Annotated in this window: 23 protein-coding genes and 1 pseudogene; 15 read left to right on the forward strand and 9 right to left on the reverse strand. The window is 41.1% G+C overall.

The genetic code is table 11. The features are described 5' to 3' along the window. The first annotated feature begins 32 nt into the window (after window positions 1-32). Window positions 33-548, forward strand: a complete 516-nt coding sequence (locus N9I19_RS06115) for a type 1 glutamine amidotransferase domain-containing protein (RefSeq protein ID WP_317777268.1) — start codon at window positions 33-35, stop codon at window positions 546-548. A gap of 115 nt (window positions 549-663) precedes the next feature. Continuing rightward, window positions 664-1,410, forward strand: coding sequence for a type I methionyl aminopeptidase (map, locus tag N9I19_RS06120; RefSeq protein WP_061461499.1), 747 nt, complete (start codon window positions 664-666; stop codon window positions 1,408-1,410). Between the two features lie 41 nt (window positions 1,411-1,451). On the opposite strand, the gene N9I19_RS06125 is transcribed toward map, so the two are convergent. The 4 genes from N9I19_RS06125 to N9I19_RS06140 all read right to left on the reverse strand — a co-directional run bounded on the left by N9I19_RS06125 (window position 1,452) and on the right by N9I19_RS06140 (window position 3,801). Continuing rightward, a complete protein-coding gene (locus N9I19_RS06125; protein ID WP_089362615.1) occupies window positions 1,452-1,694 on the reverse strand; it encodes a DUF2164 domain-containing protein in 243 nt (80 codons plus the stop codon). An 11-nt stretch (window positions 1,695-1,705) separates the two neighbouring features. Next, entirely contained in the window at window positions 1,706-2,221 is a 516-nt protein-coding gene (gene mobB, locus N9I19_RS06130) for a molybdopterin-guanine dinucleotide biosynthesis protein B (RefSeq protein ID WP_289321108.1), read from the reverse strand. After that, entirely contained in the window at window positions 2,209-3,474 is a 1,266-nt protein-coding gene (locus N9I19_RS06135) for a molybdopterin molybdotransferase MoeA (RefSeq protein ID WP_317777269.1), read from the reverse strand. Before N9I19_RS06135 ends, mobB begins: the two co-directional genes overlap by 13 nt. 102 nt (window positions 3,475-3,576) lie before the next feature. Beyond that, window positions 3,577-3,801, reverse strand: a complete 225-nt coding sequence (locus N9I19_RS06140) for a DUF1128 domain-containing protein (protein ID WP_061461507.1) — start codon at window positions 3,799-3,801, stop codon at window positions 3,577-3,579. 230 nt (window positions 3,802-4,031) lie between these two features. Here N9I19_RS06140 and N9I19_RS06145 point away from each other — a divergent pair, with 230 nt between their 5' ends. Both N9I19_RS06145 and N9I19_RS06150 read left to right on the forward strand, forming a co-directional pair. After that, on the forward strand, window positions 4,032-4,430 hold the full coding sequence (locus N9I19_RS06145; protein WP_284471877.1) for a YtxH domain-containing protein: 399 nt from the start codon (window positions 4,032-4,034) through the stop codon (window positions 4,428-4,430). Between the two features lie 16 nt (window positions 4,431-4,446). Further along, entirely contained in the window at window positions 4,447-5,286 is an 840-nt protein-coding gene (locus N9I19_RS06150; RefSeq protein ID WP_061461511.1) for a YihY/virulence factor BrkB family protein, read from the forward strand. A 233-nt stretch (window positions 5,287-5,519) separates the two neighbouring features. On the opposite strand, the gene N9I19_RS06155 is transcribed toward N9I19_RS06150, so the two are convergent. Beyond that, a complete protein-coding gene (locus tag N9I19_RS06155; RefSeq protein ID WP_089362619.1) occupies window positions 5,520-7,439 on the reverse strand; it encodes a heavy metal translocating P-type ATPase in 1,920 nt (639 codons plus the stop codon). Between the two features lie 333 nt (window positions 7,440-7,772). Further along, window positions 7,773-8,939, reverse strand: coding sequence for an MFS transporter (locus N9I19_RS06160; protein WP_317777270.1), 1,167 nt, complete (start codon window positions 8,937-8,939; stop codon window positions 7,773-7,775). A gap of 189 nt (window positions 8,940-9,128) precedes the next feature. Between N9I19_RS06160 and cax the strand changes: the two genes are divergently transcribed. Beyond that, a complete protein-coding gene (gene cax / locus N9I19_RS06165) occupies window positions 9,129-10,187 on the forward strand; it encodes a calcium/proton exchanger (RefSeq protein WP_317777282.1) in 1,059 nt (352 codons plus the stop codon). Window positions 10,188-10,648: 461 nt separating this feature from the next. Further along, complete coding sequence (locus tag N9I19_RS06170; protein WP_061461519.1) at window positions 10,649-11,461, forward strand: YfkD famly protein; 813 nt, start codon at window positions 10,649-10,651, stop codon at window positions 11,459-11,461. Window positions 11,462-11,494: 33 nt separating this feature from the next. On the opposite strand, the gene yfkAB is transcribed toward N9I19_RS06170, so the two are convergent. Then, window positions 11,495-12,616 (reverse strand): radical SAM/CxCxxxxC motif protein YfkAB, encoded by a 1,122-nt coding sequence (gene yfkAB / locus N9I19_RS06175; protein WP_411730410.1) that lies wholly within the window; start codon window positions 12,614-12,616, stop codon window positions 11,495-11,497. 155 nt (window positions 12,617-12,771) lie between these two features. On the opposite strand from yfkAB, the gene N9I19_RS06180 reads away from it, so the two are divergent. Then, entirely contained in the window at window positions 12,772-12,957 is a 186-nt protein-coding gene (locus tag N9I19_RS06180) for an SE1561 family protein (protein ID WP_317777272.1), read from the forward strand. Between the two features lie 320 nt (window positions 12,958-13,277). Next, window positions 13,278-14,846, forward strand: coding sequence for a fumarate hydratase (locus N9I19_RS06185; protein ID WP_061461525.1), 1,569 nt, complete (start codon window positions 13,278-13,280; stop codon window positions 14,844-14,846). Between the two features lie 48 nt (window positions 14,847-14,894). Here the strand turns inward: N9I19_RS06185 and N9I19_RS06190 are convergent, their stop codons facing one another. After that, window positions 14,895-15,032 (reverse strand): hypothetical protein, encoded by a 138-nt coding sequence (locus tag N9I19_RS06190; protein ID WP_176431897.1) that lies wholly within the window; start codon window positions 15,030-15,032, stop codon window positions 14,895-14,897. A gap of 111 nt (window positions 15,033-15,143) precedes the next feature. Between N9I19_RS06190 and N9I19_RS06195 the strand changes: the two genes are divergently transcribed. From N9I19_RS06195 to N9I19_RS06220, 6 genes are all read left to right on the forward strand, one after another. Beyond that, complete coding sequence (locus N9I19_RS06195; RefSeq protein WP_089362623.1) at window positions 15,144-15,329, forward strand: hypothetical protein; 186 nt, start codon at window positions 15,144-15,146, stop codon at window positions 15,327-15,329. A 196-nt stretch (window positions 15,330-15,525) separates the two neighbouring features. Beyond that, window positions 15,526-16,311, forward strand: coding sequence for a delta-lactam-biosynthetic de-N-acetylase (pdaA, locus tag N9I19_RS06200; RefSeq protein ID WP_317777273.1), 786 nt, complete (start codon window positions 15,526-15,528; stop codon window positions 16,309-16,311). 122 nt (window positions 16,312-16,433) lie between these two features. After that, window positions 16,434-17,318 carry a DNA-3-methyladenine glycosylase family protein gene (locus N9I19_RS06205; RefSeq protein WP_317777274.1) on the forward strand — a complete coding sequence of 295 codons (885 nt, stop codon included), beginning with the start codon at window positions 16,434-16,436 and terminating at the stop codon, window positions 17,316-17,318. Continuing rightward, entirely contained in the window at window positions 17,315-18,703 is a 1,389-nt protein-coding gene (gene rlmD, locus N9I19_RS06210) for a 23S rRNA (uracil(1939)-C(5))-methyltransferase RlmD (protein WP_284471871.1), read from the forward strand. The genes N9I19_RS06205 and rlmD overlap by 4 nt, the downstream gene beginning before the upstream one ends. Before the next feature lie 336 nt (window positions 18,704-19,039). Continuing rightward, a complete protein-coding gene (locus N9I19_RS06215) occupies window positions 19,040-20,020 on the forward strand; it encodes a tRNA dihydrouridine synthase (RefSeq protein ID WP_317777275.1) in 981 nt (326 codons plus the stop codon). Window positions 20,021-20,188: 168 nt separating this feature from the next. Further along, a complete protein-coding gene (locus tag N9I19_RS06220; protein ID WP_317777276.1) occupies window positions 20,189-20,707 on the forward strand; it encodes a YehS family protein in 519 nt (172 codons plus the stop codon). A gap of 237 nt (window positions 20,708-20,944) precedes the next feature. Here N9I19_RS06220 and N9I19_RS06225 read toward each other — a convergent pair. After that, a pseudogene (locus N9I19_RS06225) lies at window positions 20,945-21,094 on the reverse strand (3-hydroxyacyl-CoA dehydrogenase NAD-binding domain-containing protein); the annotation flags it as partial. Window positions 21,095-21,302: 208 nt separating this feature from the next. On the opposite strand from N9I19_RS06225, the gene N9I19_RS06230 reads away from it, so the two are divergent. Beyond that, window positions 21,303-22,088, forward strand: coding sequence for an SDR family oxidoreductase (locus N9I19_RS06230; RefSeq protein ID WP_317777277.1), 786 nt, complete (start codon window positions 21,303-21,305; stop codon window positions 22,086-22,088). The last annotated feature ends 252 nt before the right edge of the window (window positions 22,089-22,340 follow it).

Here is a 22,340-nt window from a genome sequence, read left to right on the forward strand (position 1 = left end):
CATTCGATCAAAAATTGAGGAGATGAATTTTCATGGGTAAAAATATCGCATGTGTAGTAACGAATATGTTTGAGGACTCGGAGTACAGTGAACCCGCAAATGCATTTGAAGAAGCCGGCCATACGGTTACGACGATTGAAATGGAAAAAGGGAAAATTGTTAAAGGGAAACAAGGGGAAGTAGAAGTAGAGATTGATGAAAGCATCGATTCGGTGAAACCAGAGAACTTCGATGCATTGTTCATCCCCGGAGGGTTCTCGCCTGATCAACTGCGTGCTGATGAACGCTTCGCATCGTTCGCCAAATCGTTCATGGATGATAAAAAGCCTGTATTTGCAATTTGTCATGGACCGCAGTTGCTGATTACAGCGAAAACACTTGAAGGACGCCACGCAACAGGATATACATCCATTAAAGTGGATATGGAGTATGCAGGTGCCACATATTTGGACAAAGAGGTCGTTGTATGCGGCAATCAGCTTGTAACCAGCAGGACGCCAGATGATCTTCCGGCATTTAACCGGGAATCGCTTAATCTATTGAAATAATGAAAAATCCCGGCAGCTGCCGGGATTTTTTATTTAATAAGATTTAAAGGATTCATATACTTCAATCTTTGCAGTAAAATAAAAGGAGAGACGAATAAAAAAGGAAGTGTCACGATTGATTGTATTAAAATCTGCACGTGAAATTCAAGCGATGCATGAATCGGGTAAAATTTTGGCAGCTTGTCATAGGGAGATTGCAAAGTTGATTGTTCCTGGTGTGACAACATGGGAAATAGAAGAATTTGTCGAAGGATTCTTAAAAAAACATGGAGCGAAGCCGGAACAAAAGGGTTACAAGGGGTATGAGTATGCGACATGTGCCAGCATAAATGAAGAAATCTGTCATGGTTTTCCCCGTAAGACCCCTTTGAAAAATGGAGATATCGTAACGATTGATATGGTCGTCAATTATAACGGGGCCCTTTCCGACTCTGCCTGGACGTATACGGTCGGAAAGGTTTCCAAGGAAACTGAACATTTAGTGCATGTGACGAAGGAATCTTTATATAAGGCGATTGAAGTGTGTGTGGAAGGCAATCGGATTGGTGATATTGGTCATGCCATTCAAACCTATGTCGAAGCGGAAGGCTTCTCGGTCGTTCGTGATTTCATCGGACATGGGATAGGAAATGTCATTCATGAAGAGCCGCAAGTTCCGCATTATGGGCTGCCGAATAAAGGTCCGCGTCTTAAAGAAGGTATGGTATTCACTATCGAACCAATGGTAAACGTAGGTACATATAAAGCCAGCAGGGATGCGAATGGATGGACGGCTTCCACTGCAGACGGGAAATACTCGGCTCAATATGAGCATACGATTGCCATCACGAAAAACGGTCCGCTTATTCTGACAGAACAATGAACGTAAAAAAACAGCATCAATTATGATGCTGTTTTTTCATTTTAATCAATCGGTCGTTCCAATGAATACAAATCCTCTTCAATATTGCCTAATCTGTCCTCAATCACTTTTTTCGCATCATTAATGCCTTCATTATAAATAAAGGGAGCGATGTTTTCCAAAATGAATTGCAAGTGATTTTCAGCAGCGATTTCACCGATTTCCTTGCCATGTTCCTGATACACATATTCTTGGATACGTTCGATCATCTTGCGGCGTTTCTCTAAGGGAAATTGAATGAACATTGTGCCCTCCTTCATATTTGTTTTAAAAACCATGGAATGAATTGATCCGAATCCAAAGGGAAGACGGGTACTGAAGCATGATCCCTGGTTCGTTCCAGACATTCAGGCCAAGCCACCGCTGCTTTGACATTCGTAAGTCTTTCCAATAGCAGGAGGTCACTCTCTTCTTTGATTATAATGACCTTAGGAAAGTCCTCTTGCTTATAACCTTCAATTAAAATCACATCGGGGAGAAATAGACCCAATAATTGAATCAACTCAGCGATAGGGGCTTCGCCCTTGAAATTGCCGAGCAATTCTATTGTCCCATCTCCTTCAACAAGTGAAGCGGCTGCCCCAGCCTGAAAGTGTTTATGGGAATCCTTCATACCAGTGATATCTGGTTTTCCGCCATGCCCATGGTGTTTTAAAATGGCAGTTTCTAATTTTACTGCGCGAAGCTTTTCGATTATATTCGTTATGAATGTCGTTTTTCCTCTATTTTGGTAGCCAACCACTTGAAAAATAAAGGGTTTTACCAAGGCCATTTGCTTCCTTCTTGGTCATCGAGAAGCAGAACGTCCACGATATCTCCAGTTTGAAAGCCACGGGTCCCCCCAGGTAAGACAGTCAATGAATTGGCACCAGCCAGGCTTGTTGTAATATTGGATTTATCCACACCACTAGGAATTACCTTCAACCGGCCGGATTCGTAAAATAATCGGGTTCGAAGCAGACGTGAGAATGGGTTGGGCTTTAAGAAGTCCTCTGCCAATTGAGCAGTCTCTTTTCGTAAATGCGGATGTTCCGAAAACAGCATGGTGCGGATGATGGGTCTTGCAAATAGTTCAAAGCCGACATAACTGGCGGATGGATTACCGGATAAACCGAATAAAATCTTGTTATTATATACGGCCACGGTCGTCACGCTGCCAGGGCGCATGGCCACTTTGTTGAATAAGACATCTGCTCCCACTTTTTGATAAATATCTGGGAGAAGGTCAAAATCACCGACGGAAACGCCTCCAGTTGTAATGAGTAGATCGACTTCCTCCAAAGCCGTTGAAATGGCTTCGTAGCTTAATTCGAATTCATCTTTAAGCTTTCCATAAAAACGGACTTCTCCTCCCGCCCTCCGTATTTGAGCGGAAAGGGCATACGAATTGCTGTTGCGAATCTTCCCGGGCTGCAAAGGTTCATTAACATCAAGTAGTTCCGAACCAGTAGCGAATAATCCCACTACAGGCTTTTTGGCAACAGGGACTTCTACATAACCGAATGTTGCCAGTAAGCCGATGATCCCTGGATTGATCGCTGTTCCTTTTTTTACAAGAAGATCCCCTTTCTTTGCGTCCTCACCTTGAAAAGAAACATTTTCCCCTACTTTAAGTGAGCGTTTAAATGATATGTACTTCTTTCCATCCTTTTCGAATTCCTTCGTGAGCTCGAGCATAATTACGGCATCACACCCAGCTGGCATCTGAGCTCCAGTCATGATTCTTGCAACTTGGTTTTTTTGCACGGGGATAGTCGATACCATACCTGCAGCTAACTCTTCAACCACTTCGAATTCGAGTGGATTATTTATGGAACCTTCAACGGTATCCCTGGACCTGAGGGTGAATCCATCATATGGCGAGCGGTTAAAATGCGGAACATCATTTGTAGCTGTAATATCTTGAGCCAAAAAACGATCTTGACTTTCTTCCAGGGGAATCAGCTCCACTTCTCCTCCTAATTTATGCTTCATCACTTTTTCCACTGCTTCAGCGATACTGATGGGCGTTCTTCTATCTACCATGCTTACAACTCCTGTCTGTTTTCAACAATAAGTTCTATATCAAATGTAGCAGAAATCTTTAAAAATTGAAAAAATCCTCACCGGAACGGGAGGATTTGAATGTTACTTATTACGCAGTCTTCCAAGTTCTTCAGCGATCGCTTCCATTTCACGGACACTGAAATTGTTTTTTTTCATCACCATTTTATAAATATCGTGCAGTTCTTCGTACATTTCGATATCAAAATGGGTTGATTTGATTGCACCGAAGTTCATCACCTTCAATTTATCCTTAATTGCTTCAACCATAAACTCGACACTTTCGGCTGTGTTTTGTGTTAAATCCATACCCCTCATCCTTTCATACGTTCCTAAATTATTTACATCTTTGCATGATTACCCCTAGAAGTCAATGAATATTCGGGTGGAAAACGAAGCTTGAGCATCAATTCACTTTGTCGTCTTTGCGTTTTAAAGTGAGAGAGTTTGGGAAAAGATAGGAAAAAACTTTTTTAAACATTGTATAATGGAGATAGCTACCATTATCATCAACCAATATATGACGAGGAGGAGAATATATGAGCAACATTCGAGAAGAATATAAATGTGCCAAGAAAAGTAAATTTATGCAAGCGGTCTTTATCGGGGCGTTAGCAGGGGCTGCAGTAAGCCTTTTTGATAAAAATACGCGTTATTCGGTATTGGAAAACAGCAAAAGTTGCTTGAGTAATATGAAAGAATTAGTGAAGAATCCCAATGGGGTACTTTCACAAGTACGTGAAACATCATCTAAGGTCCGTTCCACTGTTGAAAAAATTTCCGATGATGTATCATTCATTTCCCAAAAGGTGGAGGAAATGAAAGATATTCCATCGCAAGTTGCGCAAGTGGTGATAGAGACGAAGGAAGTCTTTGCTGCAGAGCCGGAAGATTCGACTTCAAGTCAGGATCCGCAAGGACGGGTTTCCTCAAATTAAAAAATGGGGTGGGGGTATGGCCAGTAAAAAAGAATGGCTGAAAGGCTCATTCTTCAAGACATTCATAAAACGGTTACAGATGGATGATGTGTCAGGACTTGCCGCACAGCTGTCTTATTTCTTTTTGCTTTCCCTGTTTCCGTTACTTATTTTTTTGTTCACTTTATTGGCCTATCTGCCATTTTCCCAAGAAGATATTTTAAATACTATAAGTACATATGCACCCGCGGGTTCGATGAAAATAATTGAGGCTAACCTCTCGGAAGTGATGGAAGCGAATAGTACTTTATTGTCGTTTGGTGTCATTGGAACCATATGGTCGGCCTCGAATGGGATGAATGCAATCATTAAAGCATTTAATCAAGCATATGGTGTAAAAGAAAGTCGAACTTTCTTTATTTCCCGGGGAATGTCGATTCTTCTCACTTTAGCGATGATTTTTGTGTTTATTGTCGTTTTATTGCTTCCGATATTCGGAAAACAGATCGGAGTATTCCTATTTGCTGAAATTGGACAATCCGATGAGTTTCTAATCATTTGGAATCAACTGCGCTGGGTGATCAGCACGCTTGTATTTTTAATAGTGTTCACGATCCTTTATTGGATTGCGCCCAACAAAAGGCTGAAATGCCTAACCGTATTGCCTGGTTCTATCTTTGCAACGGCAGGATGGAGCCTCGTTTCCCTTTTGTTTTCTTTTTATGTGGAGAACTTTGCTAATTATTCGGCGACATATGGAAGTCTTGGAGGAATAATCGTATTAATGGTCTGGTTTTATTTATCTGGGCTCATCATCATACTGGGCGGGGAAATAAATGCCTTGTTAAGTGAAAAGGAAAATCCAGAATGTAAATGATCTTCCAGGAGTTCCCGTAATAGAGGACTATCCTGAAGCAGATACTATTCAAGAAATGACATAACTTTTGTAGAGGGGGAGTTCTTTCATGAGTAAAAAGGATGGCAGCACAAAGCAAAAAGGAAAAAAAGGATCGAACCATAAAACATCAGGTTCAGCAAACGGTAAGAACGGATATCATTAAATGAAACGAACATAAAAAAGGGAGCCTTTTAGGCTCCTTCTTTTTCATTTTAGTTTCTCAAAAGTCTTAAGCTATTCAATATAACAAGGATTGTGCTTCCTTCATGGCCAATGACACCATATGGAAGGTCCAGGAATTGAAGGAAATTGGATGCTATCAGAATCATGATGACCGAGATCGAGAAAATGACGTTTTGTTTGATGATTCGATTCATCTTCTTGGATAATTTGACGGCTTCCGCGATACGCGGGAGGTCATTCTTCATCAGAACAACATCAGCTGTCTCCAAGGCAACATCCGTGCCTTCACCCATTGCAATTCCAACGGAAGCTGTTGCCAGTGCAGGTGCATCATTGATGCCATCCCCAACCATTGCTACTGTACCAAAATTTTCTTTCAGCTTTTTCACTTCATTCACTTTGGTTTCAGGTAGGCACTCGGCAATATATGCATCAATATGGGTCTCCGACGCAATCGCTTTAGCGGTTTTTTCACCATCACCTGTCAGCATGACGGTATGGATCCCCTCATTTTTCAAAGCTTCGATGGCAGCGATCGTTTCTTCACGCACGACATCTTTCAAAGTGATTATACCGGCAATCCCAAGATCATCTTTAGCATAAACAATTGTCTTGCCTTGTTCAGCAAATGTCAGCGCAATGCCGTTTTTGAATCGTTCGGCTTCGCTGCGGCCGACGAAATCAGCTTTTCCGACTTGCCAAAGCATGCCTTTGAAATAAGCTTGAACCCCATTACCTGAGATATCTTCCATGTTATCCGGTTTAATGATGTCCTTTTGCAACTTCGTTTTAGCATAACGTACGATTGATGTTGCCAAAGGGTGGTTTGAATAATTTTCAACAGAAGCAACATGAAATAAGAAATCTTCTTCGCTTAAATCTTCGCGGATGATAACATCCGTTACCTCTGGTTTACCTTTTGTCAATGTTCCGGTTTTATCTAGGGCAATAGCCTGTAGATTTCCTAGATTCTCAAGATGGATGCCGCCTTTAAATAAAATGCCATGGCGGGCGCCATTTGAAATGGCAGAAAGTGTAGCTGGCATTATTGATGCCACAAGGGCACAAGGAGAAGCGACAACGAGCAGGATCATCGCTCTGTAGAATGTTTCGGTCCAGCTCCAGCCCAATATGAAATGTGGTACGAACATCATCAAGCCGACAACTGTTAATACGACTTTTACATAAGTCCCTTCAAACCGTTCAATGAACAGCTGGGAAGGGGACTTTTCGCTTTGTGCGGATTGAACGAGAGTGATTATTTTTTGAAATAATGTTTCACTTGCTGGTTTGGTAATTTCCACGGTAATCGTCCCACGGAGATTAACCGTTCCCGCAAAAACTTCATCATCCAAGGATTTGCTGACTGGTATGGATTCACCAGTGATGGCCGCTTCATCTAGATTGGTACGGCCGTCCGTGATTTTTCCATCAGAAGGAACTCTCTCACCTGGTTTCACTAAAATCAGATCCCCGACAAGCAACTGGGAAACGGATACGGTCTCTTCATATCCTTTAGTGATGCGCAGCGCTTCTTCTGGCTGTAAGTCCATAAGCGCCGAAATCTCTTTATGGCTTTTATTCATCGTGTATGTCTCAAGGGCACCGCTTAAAGCGAAGATGAAAATCAATATGGCACCTTCCGTCCAGTATCCGATGATCGCAGAACCGATGGCGGCAAAAATCATCAGCATCTCAACATTCAATTCCCGGTCGGCAATCGTATCTTCTATGCCTTCTTTTGCCTTGGCGTATCCGCCAATCAGGAAAGAGGCTAAGTATATGACTATGGAAGTGGACTCCATTCCGTTCTTTGAAAGAGCCCAGCCCAAAACTATTAATAAACCGCTGAATAATGCAGCAATAAGTTCTAAATGAGGTTTTGCCTTTTCCAACCAAGAGGTTTTGCATGTAGCCGGTTGGGTTAAATGTTTAGTATCTGTAGTCATAAGATTCCCTCCCAAATTCTTTTCTATTTTTGTGTAAATGATATGGATTATCATTTGTATAATATCTAATTGAGAAAGATAATCAACGTCATTTCTCTGGATAAAATATGAAAGCTGCCATCGTAATTGCGATGACAGCAATGATTACAAAGATTTATTAACGTGATGTCCCTTTTGTTAATATTATATTACCACATATCCTATTCAAAAATAAAGAAGAATGATTCTAATCTAGTAAAAAATATAAAATGCCAGTTATTTCAATATACAAGGGCTATTGTAAATACCATGCAAATTGAATGATAAATGGAATTGTCCAGATAATAAACTATATTACATAACAGATGCAGGCAGTTTCTCCTTAAAAAATGCCAATGAAATAAAGACAAGGAAAAGCATGATACTTATCATATGAAAAAAATTCCCACTGTGTACATGATCTATTACAAGGCCGCCAAAGAATGGACCGCCGATGCTGCCCAGACTATAGAAAATACTGCATAATAAATTTCCTGCTGGTAAAAGGTTTCGAGGTAACAGATCTGCCATATAACTGATTCCCAGAGAGAAAGTCGAACCAACCATCATACCTCCAAGCATGAAGCAGATGAATAGTCCAAGCACTGAATAAGAATAAATCCCTGCTAGAGAAAATATGGTAAAGCCCGAAAAGAGGATAGTCAGCAAGGTTTTTCGCCGGCCAAGGCGATCACTGATCATTCCCAGGGGAATCTGTGTAAGAAGAGTTCCGCCTGAAAATGCCGGAATTATAATGGATACCGCAGTTAAATCGATTCCGGAGCGCAGGGCGAAAACTGGAAAGTTGCTATTCAATGATGCTTCGAGCACGCCAAAAGTGAACGGAAGTAAAAAAGCGACCCAAGCTATGCGGCTCACCTTCGTAAACCTTTTAAGTGTGCCCAGAAATGATGTGTTTTCAGATTCATCCTGTTCAGGAAGCTCATTTCTAATAAGGAAAACAGTTAACCAAGTAAGAAGACTGAGTATGGATGTAAAGATGAAAGGCAAAGACTGATTAATCTCGAGAAGCTTCGTCATTAGCGGGCCAACCATGAAGCCAAGACTGAAGAAAAGTCCGTAAATAGCGAGATTTCTACCGCGCTTCGCTATTGGTGAAATGGCAGTGATCCATGTCTGGGTAGCAAAGTGGAGTGTATGATCGCCGATTCCAATGAAGAAACGTAGTACGAACCAAAACCAGAATGATTTCCAAACAGGAAATAAGGAAAGAGAGAGAATGACCGTTATCCCGCCAAATAATATCAATGGCTTATACCCATATTTACGGAGTGGCGCTTCCATAAAAGGAGAAATCAACAGAATCCCAATATAAAGGGAGGCGGCATGAAACCCGTTTAAGGATGAACTAATTCCGTCATTTTCAAAAATGATGGCAATGATCGGCAGAAGCATTCCTTGAGAAAAGCCTGATATGCCGACAATAAAGATTAAAACACTTAAAAGCAGTTTATTATTCATAAAATCATGTCTCCTAAGAAATGTTATACAATTTTGATGTTACATCTTAGAAAGAGGATTAAGCAATAGGGATTTGGGTAAATATTGACAAGAAGAGGAGCGGTGGGAAATTTTCCTTTGTCTTTGCCAGAAGATTATGTATGATAGTTTTTGTTACATAAAAAGAACTATAGGATTGTGAGGAGAAGTATCGTGAATAAAATATTTTTGGGGCTTGTTCTGTTAGGGGTCCCAGTATCTGTCCTTGGGTCTTTATTTCATTGGCCGAGCGTAATCATGTTCATAGTATATTGCTTAACAATCGTCGCGCTTGCAGGCTTCATGGGCCGGGCGACTGAAAGCTTAGCGATTGTTATGGGACCAAGGATTGGCGGTCTATTGAATGCAACCTTTGGTAATGCAGTTGAATTGATCATATCCGTCTTTTCATTAAAGGCGGGGCTGGTCGGTGTTGTATTGGCGTCTTTGACTGGTTCCGTTTTAGGGAACTTATTGTTGGTGGCTGGCCTTTCGTTCTTCATCGGAGGGACCAAATACAAACGGCAGAAATTTAATGTTTTTGATGCCAGGCATAATGCCGGGCTGTTAATATTTGCAGTTATTGTTGCCTTCGTCATACCGGAAGTTTTCACACAAAAAATGAGTGAGTCAAGTACGATGTCATTAAGTGTCGGAATTTCCATCATTTTGATCTTATTATATCTTGCTGCATTATTCTTTAAATTGGTTACTCACCGCGGGGTATATCAGCATAACCAGAAAACCAATGAACATGAAGAGGAAGAACCGGAATGGAGTAAGAAAAAGGCAATTATAATACTTGCTGCCGCTACTTTGGCTGTTGCGTTCGTATCGGAGAAGCTTGTACATACCTTCAGCGAAGTGGGGGAAACCTTCGGATGGACAGAGTTATTCATCGGTGTCATTATCGTTGCGATCGTGGGTAACGCGGCAGAGCATGCGTCCGCCGTCATAATGGCCTATAAAAATAAAATGGATGTCGCTGTGGAGATTGCCGTTGGTTCCACACTTCAAGTAGCGATGTTCGTAGCTCCTGTACTCGTATTGATTTCGTTAATGTATCCAACTCATATGCCGCTTATTTTCACATGGCCAGAACTAATTTCAATGGTTTCAGCAGTCTTTCTGATGATCATGATTTCGAATGACGGGGAAACGAACTGGTTTGAAGGCCTTACCCTATTGGCTGCTTACTTCATCATGGGGATTGGATTTTACTTATTATAATAATGCAGGCCTTCCGATGCGGAAGGTCTTCTTTTATATAAATAAAAATGACTCTGCTCAGGTTAGATTTAGCAGAGTCATTTCTATATTAGTAAATTACCATTCATAAGTTTTTCCAAAATTTTTCATCATGCTTTTGTAAAAGTTGAGAAAATATTCTAGAGTGTTACACCATCCTTTTACATCAGATTTAAGTATGGGCGAATTCGTTTTCTGTCATCCTTTAAAAGGGTGTCATGGATTGTTCGATAAGCATACCTCCTGAGAGTGTAATAGGTATGAACGATTTCGCCTCCTTTTTATAATGTAAATTAAGTATAACCGATTCCGATTAAAAAGTAAATATTCTGAACTTTAAAAATATATTACAAATTCGACAGCAGAATGAAATGTATAGAATGTTGGCTAAAAACAAAATCTATAAACAAAATGATTGAACCCCTCAAAAGGAGTGCGACAGCATGAAAAGAATTATTCTTATTACGATGATTGCCCTAATTGCCTTCATTCAGGCGAATGTAAGTTTTGCAGCCAATAAACCAGGAGATAAAGCAACTCCGAATAAGGTGAATATCCCGCCTTCCGTATTGAATATTGCAAAGGAGAATACGTATCCGAACCCGACTCAGGATCTTCCGATGCTGCAGCCGAGTAAGTTTGCCAAACAATTGATCGGCTCGTCGGATATAAAGATTGAAAATCCAGAACTCATTCATATGTTGAATGAATCAGCAATTGCAAAGGCTCCGCTTGCTTTTGGTTACAGGGCGACCATATACCTTGGTCATTGGGCATTGAATTATGAGTCTTCGGAAACGGCCCCAAACTGGGAATACCAAAAGATCAATATGAATTACTATGATAATCGCGGCGGTGAAGTTCCATACAGGATCCGTTACATCCAGGAGAGTCAGAAGGCAGTGAGCGGCGGTCTTACCGCGAAAATCCCTAAGGCTGAGGATGTTCAAAAGATGATGCTGTTAAAAGCCACAGAAAAAACCAATTTGCCATTGGCTTTCGAAACGATCATCGGAGCTGGTACGAAAAAAGATGAGGTATACAATGTTGCTTCAAATAGGATTGGTTACTTATCCAGTTATGCTTCTGCAGTCAATGAAAAAGGAAAGGTCACATATGGGGAAGTATATTTGAACCTAAAAGGAAATAAGCGAACCATAACGATCAAGAACATCACTTCTCAAGGCATCGGTGCATGGATACCGGTTCAGGACCATGTTTCCTTCAGCTTTACAGTCTCTCAGCAACCTAGGTAAAAAGAAAAACTCGCCGGATTGGCGAGTTTTTCTTTATATGGAAGACTTCCTGATCCTGAAGTCTTCCATCGGGTAGTATGCATTTTTGACGAGAACATTCGGGCCTAGACATTTTACTGCCGGGCAGTGGCAGTTCAATTCATTGGCCAGTTTCGAATTCATCCATGTGTCATACGATTCGGTCAATGGCGAATCAATGATATTTCCCAATGTAGGTGCGTCCCCGAAATCGGTCACGATCACTTCCCCAGTGAAAATATTGACGTTCAACCTGGAACGTCCATCAGGGTCATTTCGAACCGTCACTTTATGTGAACCATACAGGCGTTGAAGCAGCTCTATATCCTCTTTAGCGTTATTGCAAGGATAGAATGGCAGGGTACCAAAAAGCATCCATACATTTTCATCACGGATATCAAGCAAATGATGAATCGCTTCACGCATATTTTCCAATGATAACGTTTCAAGTGCCGAAGCGAAATCGCTTGGATACATCGGATGAATTTCATGTCTTTGACATCCCATTTCATCGACGATTTGTCTGTGAATATGCTCAAGATGCGGCAATGTGCGTTTATTAAGCATGGTTTCTGCAGAAACCAGCACACCAGCTTTTGTCAGGGCACGGGAATTTTCAATCATTTTTTCAAATAACTTCTTTCGCTGTTCCCGTGATGGTTTTCGGTCCATCATGGCGAAGCCTATATCAATGAATTCATCGATCGTTCCCCAGTTATGGGAAATGTGCAGGACATCCAAATAAGGAATGATTTCCTCGTACCGTTCCAAGTCAAGGGTCAAATTGGAATTGATTTGTGTGCGGACCCCACGGCTACGGGCATATTTCAATAAAGGTAAAACATAATTCTTCACTTGTTTCCTAGATAGCATCGGTTCCCCGCCAGTGATGCTGAGCGAGCGAAGCAAAGGAATCTCATCAAGGCGCCGAATCAGTAATTCCAAAGGCAGAGCATCCGGATCCTTAGGCTGAAGTGTGTAACCGACAGCACAATGTTCGCAACGCATATTGCAAAGGGTGGTGGTAGTGAACTCCACATTGGTCAAGCAGAGTTTTCCATATTGTTCAACGTCCATATATGCTTCCCAAGGATCATACTTGGGTGTAATTGGTGTTAAAAGATCTTGCTTGATTATTGACATGTTTAAAACTCCTTACGTAATAATGCACTAACCCATTATGAACAATGGGGACAAAAATTGTCAAATGGCGGAGAGCTGCATTTTAGCTTGCCATTGCACTTTCAAGCAGATTTCGTTACGATGAAAGAAGAACGGAAGGAGAGTGCCTCATGGGAAAATCCATTACAGGTAAAAACGAACAATTAACATACTTAAAAGAACGCCTCACGATGTTCATGGAGGTTCTTGATCATATCGAACCGGAAAATACTGAATTGGAAGATATAGACCGCTTAATCGGCATGATAGATGATTTGGAAGGCAAAGTTGAACAATTCAGAACCCGCGAAGAATAATATTTGTTTCGATAGTATGATTTTTTCAATGTTAATATTCATGAAGGGATGACGAGCAACCTGCGTCATCCCTTTTTTATATATAATGCTTGATTGCGTTCATCATAAATAGGTAAAGATTGGTGATGACATTTTACTCATGGGCTTATTCTTTGCGGCTTGAACATTCCTCTTCAAATTGCTTTTCATTAAGAAAAATAATTACTTGTTTTCGAAAGATTATGTTAGATGTATAATAAAACGGGTGTTGTATCATTCGCTCTTTATAGAGAAGCAGGGAAATGATTAAATTTAGGGGAAATAAGAGGGGGAAGAGAAATTTGGATATTCAAAAATTCCAAGAAAGTATGTACAGTCTTATCGTTGAAACTTCAACGAATCTTCCAAAGGATGTTCGTCGTGCGGTAAAAAGCGCAAAACAACGTGAAAATGCAGGCACTCGTTCAGCGTTGAGCTTGGCCACCATCACGAATAATATTACAATGGCTGACGACAATGTATCACCGATTTGTCAGGATACTGGTCTGCCGACTTTCAAAATTAAAACTCCAGTTGGCGTGAACCAACTTGAAATAAAAGACGCAATCCGTAATGCAATCATTTTAGCGACAAAGGGCGGAAAACTTCGTCCAAACGCAGTTGATTCTTTATCGGGTGAAAATAGCGGGGATAATCTTGGGGAAGGTCTTCCTGTCATGAAATTCGATCAATGGGAAAAAGACTACATTGATGTTCGTCTCATCTTAAAAGGAGGCGGCTGTGAAAATAAAAACATTCAATACAGTCTGCCTATGGAGCTTGAAGGATTGGGGAAAGCGGGCCGTGATTTGGACGGAATCCGTAAATGTGTCCTACACTCTGTCTACCAAGCACAAGGACAAGGATGCAGTGCCGGCTTTATCGGCGTTGGTATTGGAGGGGACCGTTCATCCGGATATGATCTGGCTAAGGCTCAACTTTTCCGCAGTAATGAAGATGTGAATCCGAATGAAGATCTTCGTAATCTTGAAGATTACATCATGAAGACAGCTAATGAATTGGGAATCGGCACGATGGGATTTGGCGGCGAAACCACACTGCTTGGATGTAAAATCGGTGTCATGCACCGTATTCCGGCAAGCTTTTTCGTCTCCGTTGCTTACAACTGCTGGGCTTTCCGCCGTTTAGGTGTGAAAGTGAATCCCGAAACAGGAGAAATCAATGAGTGGTTATACCAAGAAGGCGAGAAAATCGACTTTGCTCTAGAAGAAGAAAAAGCAGCGAAGGAAGAAGTGGCAGCCGCTGTAGAATCTGACGTTGAAGCTTCCCGTGAAATCACCCTACAAGCACCAATCACGGAAGAACAAATCCGTGAATTAAAAGTTGGTGACGTAGTTCATATTAACGGCAGAATATATACGGGCCGTGACGCTATCCATAAGCACTTATCTGAAAATCCTGCACCAATCGACCTAGACGGACAAGTCATTTATCACTGTGGACCAGTTATGCTGAAGGACGAAGAAGGTAAATGGCATGTGAAGGCTGCGGGACCAACAACAAGTATTCGTGAAGAACCATACCAAGGCGATATCATGAAACGATTCGGCATCCGTGCAGTCATCGGTAAAGGCGGAATGGGACCGAAAACATTAGAAGCACTAAGTGAACACGGCGGCGTTTATTTAAACGCAATCGGCGGGGCTGCTCAATATTATGCAGACTGCATCAAATCCGTCGAAGGTGTTAACTTTACTGAATTTGGTATTCCAGAAGCAATGTGGCATTTGAACGTTGAAGGATTTACAGCAGTTGTTACCATGGATTCACATGGAAACAGCCTCCATAAAGATGTTCAGCAATCTTCATTGGAAAAATTGGCACAATTCAAAGAACCAGTATTTAAATAATGTATGGTAAAAGACGCTCACCAATCGGTTGAGCGTCTTTTGCATATCTTACTCGTCCATTTCCGGAAGTGGATCAATCCTCGATGAATCCTCCAAATTCAATCCACTTTTCACAAAATGAATAAACACTCCACCACCTAAACCAAGACAACCAACAAAGCCTAACGTGATAACCCATTCCAGCATTTCCTTCCCCCCTTGTTAAATGTATATGAAAAAAAAGGCGATAATTACCTCATAAAAGTACAATCTTTTGGAACGGCCGCACATATATTAGAAGAGAAAGGGGGGATTTTCATGCAGAATAGCTACTTCTTATTCTTTATCGCCATGTTATCCGGTTTTGCTTTCATCCAACTTCCTGTGGCAAACACTATTTTCTCCGGTCTTGAAACATTCCTAGACGTAATCGGAATTGTAATCGTTCTCATTTTTGCCATCACCATTATTTGGAAGGCTGCACAGGCGCTATTTAAAGGATAAACAAACAGAGGGGCCAATCCTTTTCGGAGGAAAGGCCTTTTTTTGTGTGGGATTAAGGTTATAATTCAGCCTAGAGCAGCAGAAATCGTCCAACCGGATAATTCGCCCCACGGAGCGAGATTCGACCTTCGCAATATCATGCATATAAATCTCTATGTTCCAAACACTAAGAAAAAAGAACATGGGGGATATTCAAATGAAAAAAATCGTGATTTTATCCGCTTTTATATGCTTGATATGCTCTTTGGCAAGTCCAGCTTTTGCAGAATCCTATAACTGGGGCTTCAATAAAGGGAAAAATGGGACACCTGCCGATGCTGGTAAAAACTTCAATGAGATGCTGCCTAAATATGAGGCGATTTATAAAGGGGATACAAAGAAAAAAGATATATACTTAACGTTTGATAACGGTTATGAAAATGGGTACACGGCACAGATTCTGGATGTTCTGAAGAAACATAAGGCTCCTGGGGCTTTTTTCGTCACGGGTCATTATTTAAAAACGGCACCTGAGCTTGTTGTCCGTATGGCGAATGAAGGACATATCGTCGGGAATCATTCTTGGAACCATCCTGATATGACCAGTGTGACGGATGATGTAATTCGCACTGAACTGGAGAGGGTTAAAAAAGCGACGGAAAAATTAACCGGTCAACAGGGGATGAACTACCTTAGGCCGCCGCGTGGTATATTCAATGAGAGAACAATGAAAGTCGCACAAAAAGAAGGATATTACCACATTTTCTGGTCGCTTGCATATAAAGACTGGATTGTTGACCAACAAAAGGGTGCCGCGTTCGCTCACGATGAAGTGCTTAAGCAGATTCATCCCGGGGCGATATTATTACTGCATACCGTATCAAAAGATAATGCGGAAGCACTCGACTCGATTTTGACGGATCTTGAAAAACAGGGATACAAATTCAGCAGCCTTGATGATTTAATGATTGCGAAACAATTGCCAAACCGAATGCTTTATTAAAATAAAAAGCGGGTCCTGTAATGATAATTCAGGTCCCGCTTTTATCCATTCTCTTCAATTTCAAGTAATATTCCTGGAAACATGCTATAATACGTGGAAAACTGCTAAAGGATGGATCGCTTGTGTGGACAGAAAAATTACAGGTTCAAGGACCCTATAATTTCGATCTTGTTCTCGAACGATTATCGTTAGACCCACTTCAGGTAGTTGATTTTACTAACAGGACGGTAAAAGTTCCGCTATATATAGAAAGAGAACCAATCGTTTTGCAGGTTCAGGCAATAGGATATATCGATGAACCATCTTTCATCATCAAAGGTCATTCAGAGGTTTACAAGTCAAAAGCAATCGAACGGTTAAAAAAGGTTTTTCATTGGCATCAGCCATTAGAAGGCGTTTCCCGGCATTTCCGGGAATCAGATTTAAGGGAAATCTTCGAAGAGCACCGCGGTACAGCCATAGTCTTGGACTTCGATTACTACAGTTGCCTCGTCAAATGCATCATACATCAGCAATTGAATTTATCTTTTGCACATACGCTAACGGAACGATTCGTTAAAACATTCGGATACCAGATAGAAGGTGCCTGGTTTTATCCGACATCGGAAACAACCGCCCAACTTCAAATCGAGCAATTAAGAGCCATTCAATTCAGTGGCCGAAAAGCGGAATACGTCATCGGACTTTCCGAGCAAATCATTCAGGGCCATCTCAATCTTGATATAATGGACAAGTTATCCGATCAAGATGTTATGGATACACTAATAAAAATACGCGGTATCGGTAGATGGACGGCTGAAAACTTCCTGCTTTTTGGACTCGGCCGACCGAATCTGTTTCCCAAAGCCGATATTGGCATTCAAAATGCCTTGAAAAAATTATATGGCTTACCGCAAAAGCCAACCCAAGAAGAAATGGAAACCTATAGTGTGAAATGGGCTCCATATCTAAGCTACGCTTCCCTCTATTTGTGGAGAAGCATTGAAAAACGGAGTGAAAAGAAATGACAAACATTCAAGATACAAAACTAGAAGTGGATCAAACGCTTCCCCTTACCATTAAACGGCTTGGCATTAACGGGGAGGGAGTCGGTTATTTCAAAAAGAAAGTCGTCTTCGTCCCAGGAGCATTACCAGGTGAAGAAATAGTAGCTTTAATAACGAAAGTACAGCCGAACTTTTCTGAAGCAAAAATAAAAACCATCCGGAAAGAATCACCGCACCGCATTGCAGCCCCATGTCCGGTTTATGCTGAATGCGGAGGATGTCAGTTACAGCATTTAAGCTATGACCAGCAGCTTATTGAAAAACGCGATATCGTCATTCAAGCGATGGAACGTCATACGAAATTCCCGATTTCTTCATTAAATATAAAAGAAACAATCGGCATGGAAGATCCTTGGAACTACCGCAACAAAAGTCAGTACCAAGTCGGTCAGAAAGATGGCAAATTGATTGCCGGTCTTTACGGCTTAAACTCCCATAACTTGATCGATATTCCCAACTGTCTTGTACAGCATAAGGCTACTAATAAAGTAACACGTACAGTGAAGAAGATCCTAAAGAACCTGAATATCTCGATCTATAATGAAAGAAAGAGAAAAGGTGTGATCCGTACAGTCATTACAAGAGTTGGCTTTGAAACAGGTGAAGTGCAGGTGGTCTTAGTTACAGGAGCGGAAGAAATTCCACAAAAAGATCAATTGCTTAAACAAATTCGTGACCAACTGCCGGAAGTGAAATCAGTCGTTCAAAATATTAATAACCAAAACACATCACTTATTTTTGGCGAAAAGACGATCCATCTTGCAGGCGAAAAAGTCATCAACGAAACATTGGGTGACCTATCATACGAACTATCGGCCCGTACTTTCTTCCAACTTAATCCGGTCCAAACAGTCCGCATGTATGACGAAGTGAAAAAAGCGGCAGCCCTAACCGGCACTGAAAAAGTCGTAGATGCTTATTGCGGTGTAGGCACTATCGGACTTTGGCTGTCTGAAGATGCAAAAGAGGTTCGCGGAATGGACGTCATCAAAGAATCCATTGAAGACGCCAAGAAAAATGCCATCAGACACAAACGCACCAACATGCATTATGAAACAGGCAAAGCCGAGAATATCCTGCCACGCTGGACCAAAGAAGGCTGGAAACCGGACGTGCTGGTCGTCGATCCACCAAGATCCGGCTGTGACCAATCCTTACTGCAGGCCATCTTGAAAGTTAAACCGAAAACCATAGTGTACGTATCTTGCAATCCGTCTACATTGGCGAAGGACCTTCAAGAATTGAGCGCATTATACGAAGTAGAATCAATGCAGCCTGTGGATATGTTCCCGCAGACGAGCCATGTGGAGTGTGTCTCGCAACTCATTTTAAAAGAAGGCAACTAACCCTATACGGGAGTTGCCTTTTCCTTATTCTATTTGTAGCGGATTAATAAATTTATATTGAATATGGTTTGGAGAGTGTTGATGAAGAATATGAATCGTCTATCACTTACTTTAGATTTTGAAGAAGAATATACCATTCAGGACCGATTTTCGTTAAAATAAACATTGCCGATTTTTACAATAGTTTTTCACAAATTATAAATGTCCAAATGTACTTGTGTTTGATAATAAATTATTAAGCATGATATAAGTGTTAAAAGAAGTGGAACATTTGGCTTTGTATTTTTTGACCGAGAGTTTGAAGTTGTATCCATAGTGAGAGGATTTGAGTTTGAAATGATAGATAATTTTTGGCGTGATTTACCACGACCATTTTTTGTACTTGCACCGATGGAAGATGTGACAGATGTTGTTTTCCGTCACGTAGTAAGTGAAGCCGGTCGACCGGATGTATTTTTCACAGAGTTTACAAACTCGGATAGCTATTGTCATCCAGAGGGTATGAAAAGTGTGCGTGGCCGTTTGATGTTTACAGAAGATGAACAGCCAATGGTGGCACATATTTGGGGGGATAATCCCGATTATTTCCGCCAAATGAGTATTGGCATGGCAGAGCTAGGGTTTAAAGGCATCGATATTAATATGGGCTGCCCTGTACCGAATGTGGCATCGAGAGGGAAAGGCAGTGGCCTTATTCTGCGTCCAGACGTTGCGGCAGACCTTATTCAAGCAGCAAAAGCGGGCGGACTGCCTGTCAGCGTGAAAACACGACTTGGCTTTGAAGATGTAAATGAGTGGGAGGAGTGGCTAACGCATATTTTAAAACAGGATGTTGCGAACCTTTCTATTCATTTACGTACAAGAAAAGAAATGAGCCAAGTGGATGCACATTGGGAGCTAATTCCGGAAATCAAAAAATTACGTGATCGCCTCGCACCAAATACGTTACTAACAATCAATGGAGACATCCCTGACCGTCAAACTGGGCTGCAGCTTGCTGAACAATATGGTATTGATGGCGTTATGATCGGGCGAGGTATTTTTAAAAACCCTTTTGCTTTTGAAAAAGAGCCAAAAGAGCATAGCAGTAAAGAATACCTTGATCTTTTAAGGCTGCAGCTTGATCTTCAAGATCAATATGCGGAAATGCTGCCACGTTCAATCACAGGGCTTCATCGCTTTTTCAAAATTTATGTCAAAGGATTCCGTGGAGCCGGTGAATTAAGAAATCAATTAATGAACACGAAATCAACAGATGAAGTGCGTGCATTACTTGATAACTTTGGAAAGGAAAACGGAGACAGTGAAATGATGTAACTCCCCAAAAGTTAGATGTGCACTTTATTCAGCTTCTGCTTGTAGTGGCGGAACTGAAAATCCGGGAATCCGTAATGGGTTCCCGGATTTTCAGCTGTGTTTATTCCCATCCATTTGTGAAATAATGAAGGTACTGTGAAAAAAGAAAAAGATACAGGAGGTTTATGAATGCATAATCATGATATATTGATTCGTTTAAGGTATGCGCTCGATATAAAAAATAAAGATATGGTAGAGATATTTAAACTTGGGGATATTGAAGTGACAAGAGAAGAAGTCATGCAGATGCTCACAAAGCCGAAAGACGGTTTCTATGATGAATACGACGAAGATGATATGGATGATGAAGGTATAAAATGTAACAATACGATGTTGGAGTCCTTTTTAAATGGCTTGATCATTTTTAAAAGAGGGAAACAAGAACCAAAACCCGGCCAGCCAGAAAACCCGGCACCTACTGCAAAGAATAAGGAAAGCATGAATAATATTCTGCTAAAGAAAATGAAAATCGCGCTGACATTAACAAGCGAGGATATGATTGATATCTTGGAAGAAGCAGGAGTCATGATAACCAAAGGAGAATTAAGCGCCATATTAAGAAAAGTTGGTCATAGAAATTATAAAGAGTGCGGGGATAAATTCGCCAGGAATTTCTTAAAAGGGTTAGCTTATAAATATAGAGGATAAGGTTCAATCAAAATATCACTATTTTAACATGCACATCATCAATTGACCCTGATTTCGGGGTCTTTTTTTGAACACTAATGAAAAAACGGGAGATGTTCCAATGACATCTCCTGCTCCTGCATACAACTTCATTATCCTTGTAAAAAGTCCGGTTTGGCAAATTGAGGATTGGGATATTTGTAGAAACCTTCTCCTGCTTCCCCTTCCGATTCTTCCTTTATCGATATACTAGTATGGCTTCAAATTAGAGATTCTATCTTTTGCACGTTCTAATGCTTCATCATTGATGTCATATACAAATACATTGAATCCTTTATAAGCGGTTTGAAATGCAATCTGACTACCTAAAACGCCGCTGCCGGCAATCGTGATATTTTTATAATTCATAGCCATTCTCCTTTTTTCTTGGGGTATCTCTTCTTGTTAATTATTACTCATATCAGGATAATAGATGCAGGAATTAGGGTGATATATCTATCATTTTCCCCTTAATAGAACGGATAAACGCGTATATGTGTATACCATTTTTAATGGTTTATGTCATTCGTTTATGGGAAGTAGAAACAGTAGAGAACTTTGATAGGAGGAATGGAAGATGGCCAAAACAATCTTCATTACTGGCGCGGGCAGCGGGCTTGGAAGAGGCGCCGCACTCGGACTTGCAAAAAGGGGTCACCGGGTAATTGCCACAACGGAAATCACTTCTCAGAAAACGGATCTAATGAGGGAAGCGCAGGAACAGGGCTTGGATATGGAAGTATTTAAATTGGATATTACAAACGCACGTGATCGAGCTTTGATTGATAACCAAGACTTTGATGTGTTTGTGGCAAATGCCGCGATCAATGAGGGCGGACCGCTCGGGGAAATGCCGATGGACCGATTCAGGGCGCTTTTCGAAGTGAATGTATTCGCTACACTTGAAACCGTTCAGCATGCTGCAAGAAAGATGGTCAAAAAAGGAAGCGGAAAAATCGTGTTTTTGAGTTCGATGGCTGGGATCATAACGACACCATATGGCGGTCCCTATGCGGCAACAAAACATGCCATCGAGGGAATTGCTTTAACCTTGAAGGATGAGCTTGAGAGATTTGGAGTGCAGGTTGCGACCATCAATCCTGGTGCCTACGATACCGGTTTTAACGACAGGGCAGCAGAGGAAAAATGGAAGTGGTTCGATAAAGCCAAGAATTTTACAAGAGCAGAGGATATGAAAAAGCAAGAAGAGGGATTAAAGAACCAATTCGGTCCGGAAGACATGATTAAAAAGATGATTGAAATCATCCCTGCTGACCACCATAAATTCCGTAACGTCCATCCCGAGAAAACGGAAAAACAGATGAAGGAAACCGAAAAGAATCGATGGGGCATGGAAATCTGATTTAGTCTAAAGGTTACGGGGCACTGTTTCGTTAGAGGGAATAGATCCGAATGAAATGTAAAGTTGTGCATAAAGTGTGGACAAAGGAAGAGAAATGAGGAAGTCCTTATTTTTTTTCCTTTTCCTAATCTTGCGCATGACTTTTTTTGTTGGGAGGAAACTGCCTTTCTGCTTCTTTTTTAAAAAATGGTAGAGAAAATAGCTTGTACATATTGCTCAATTCAAGAATAAATGATACTTGTCCATTGCATT

Source organism: Peribacillus sp. CSMR9, assembly GCF_033141925.1.
Lineage (GTDB): Bacteria > Bacillota > Bacilli > Bacillales > DSM-1321 > Peribacillus > Peribacillus simplex_A.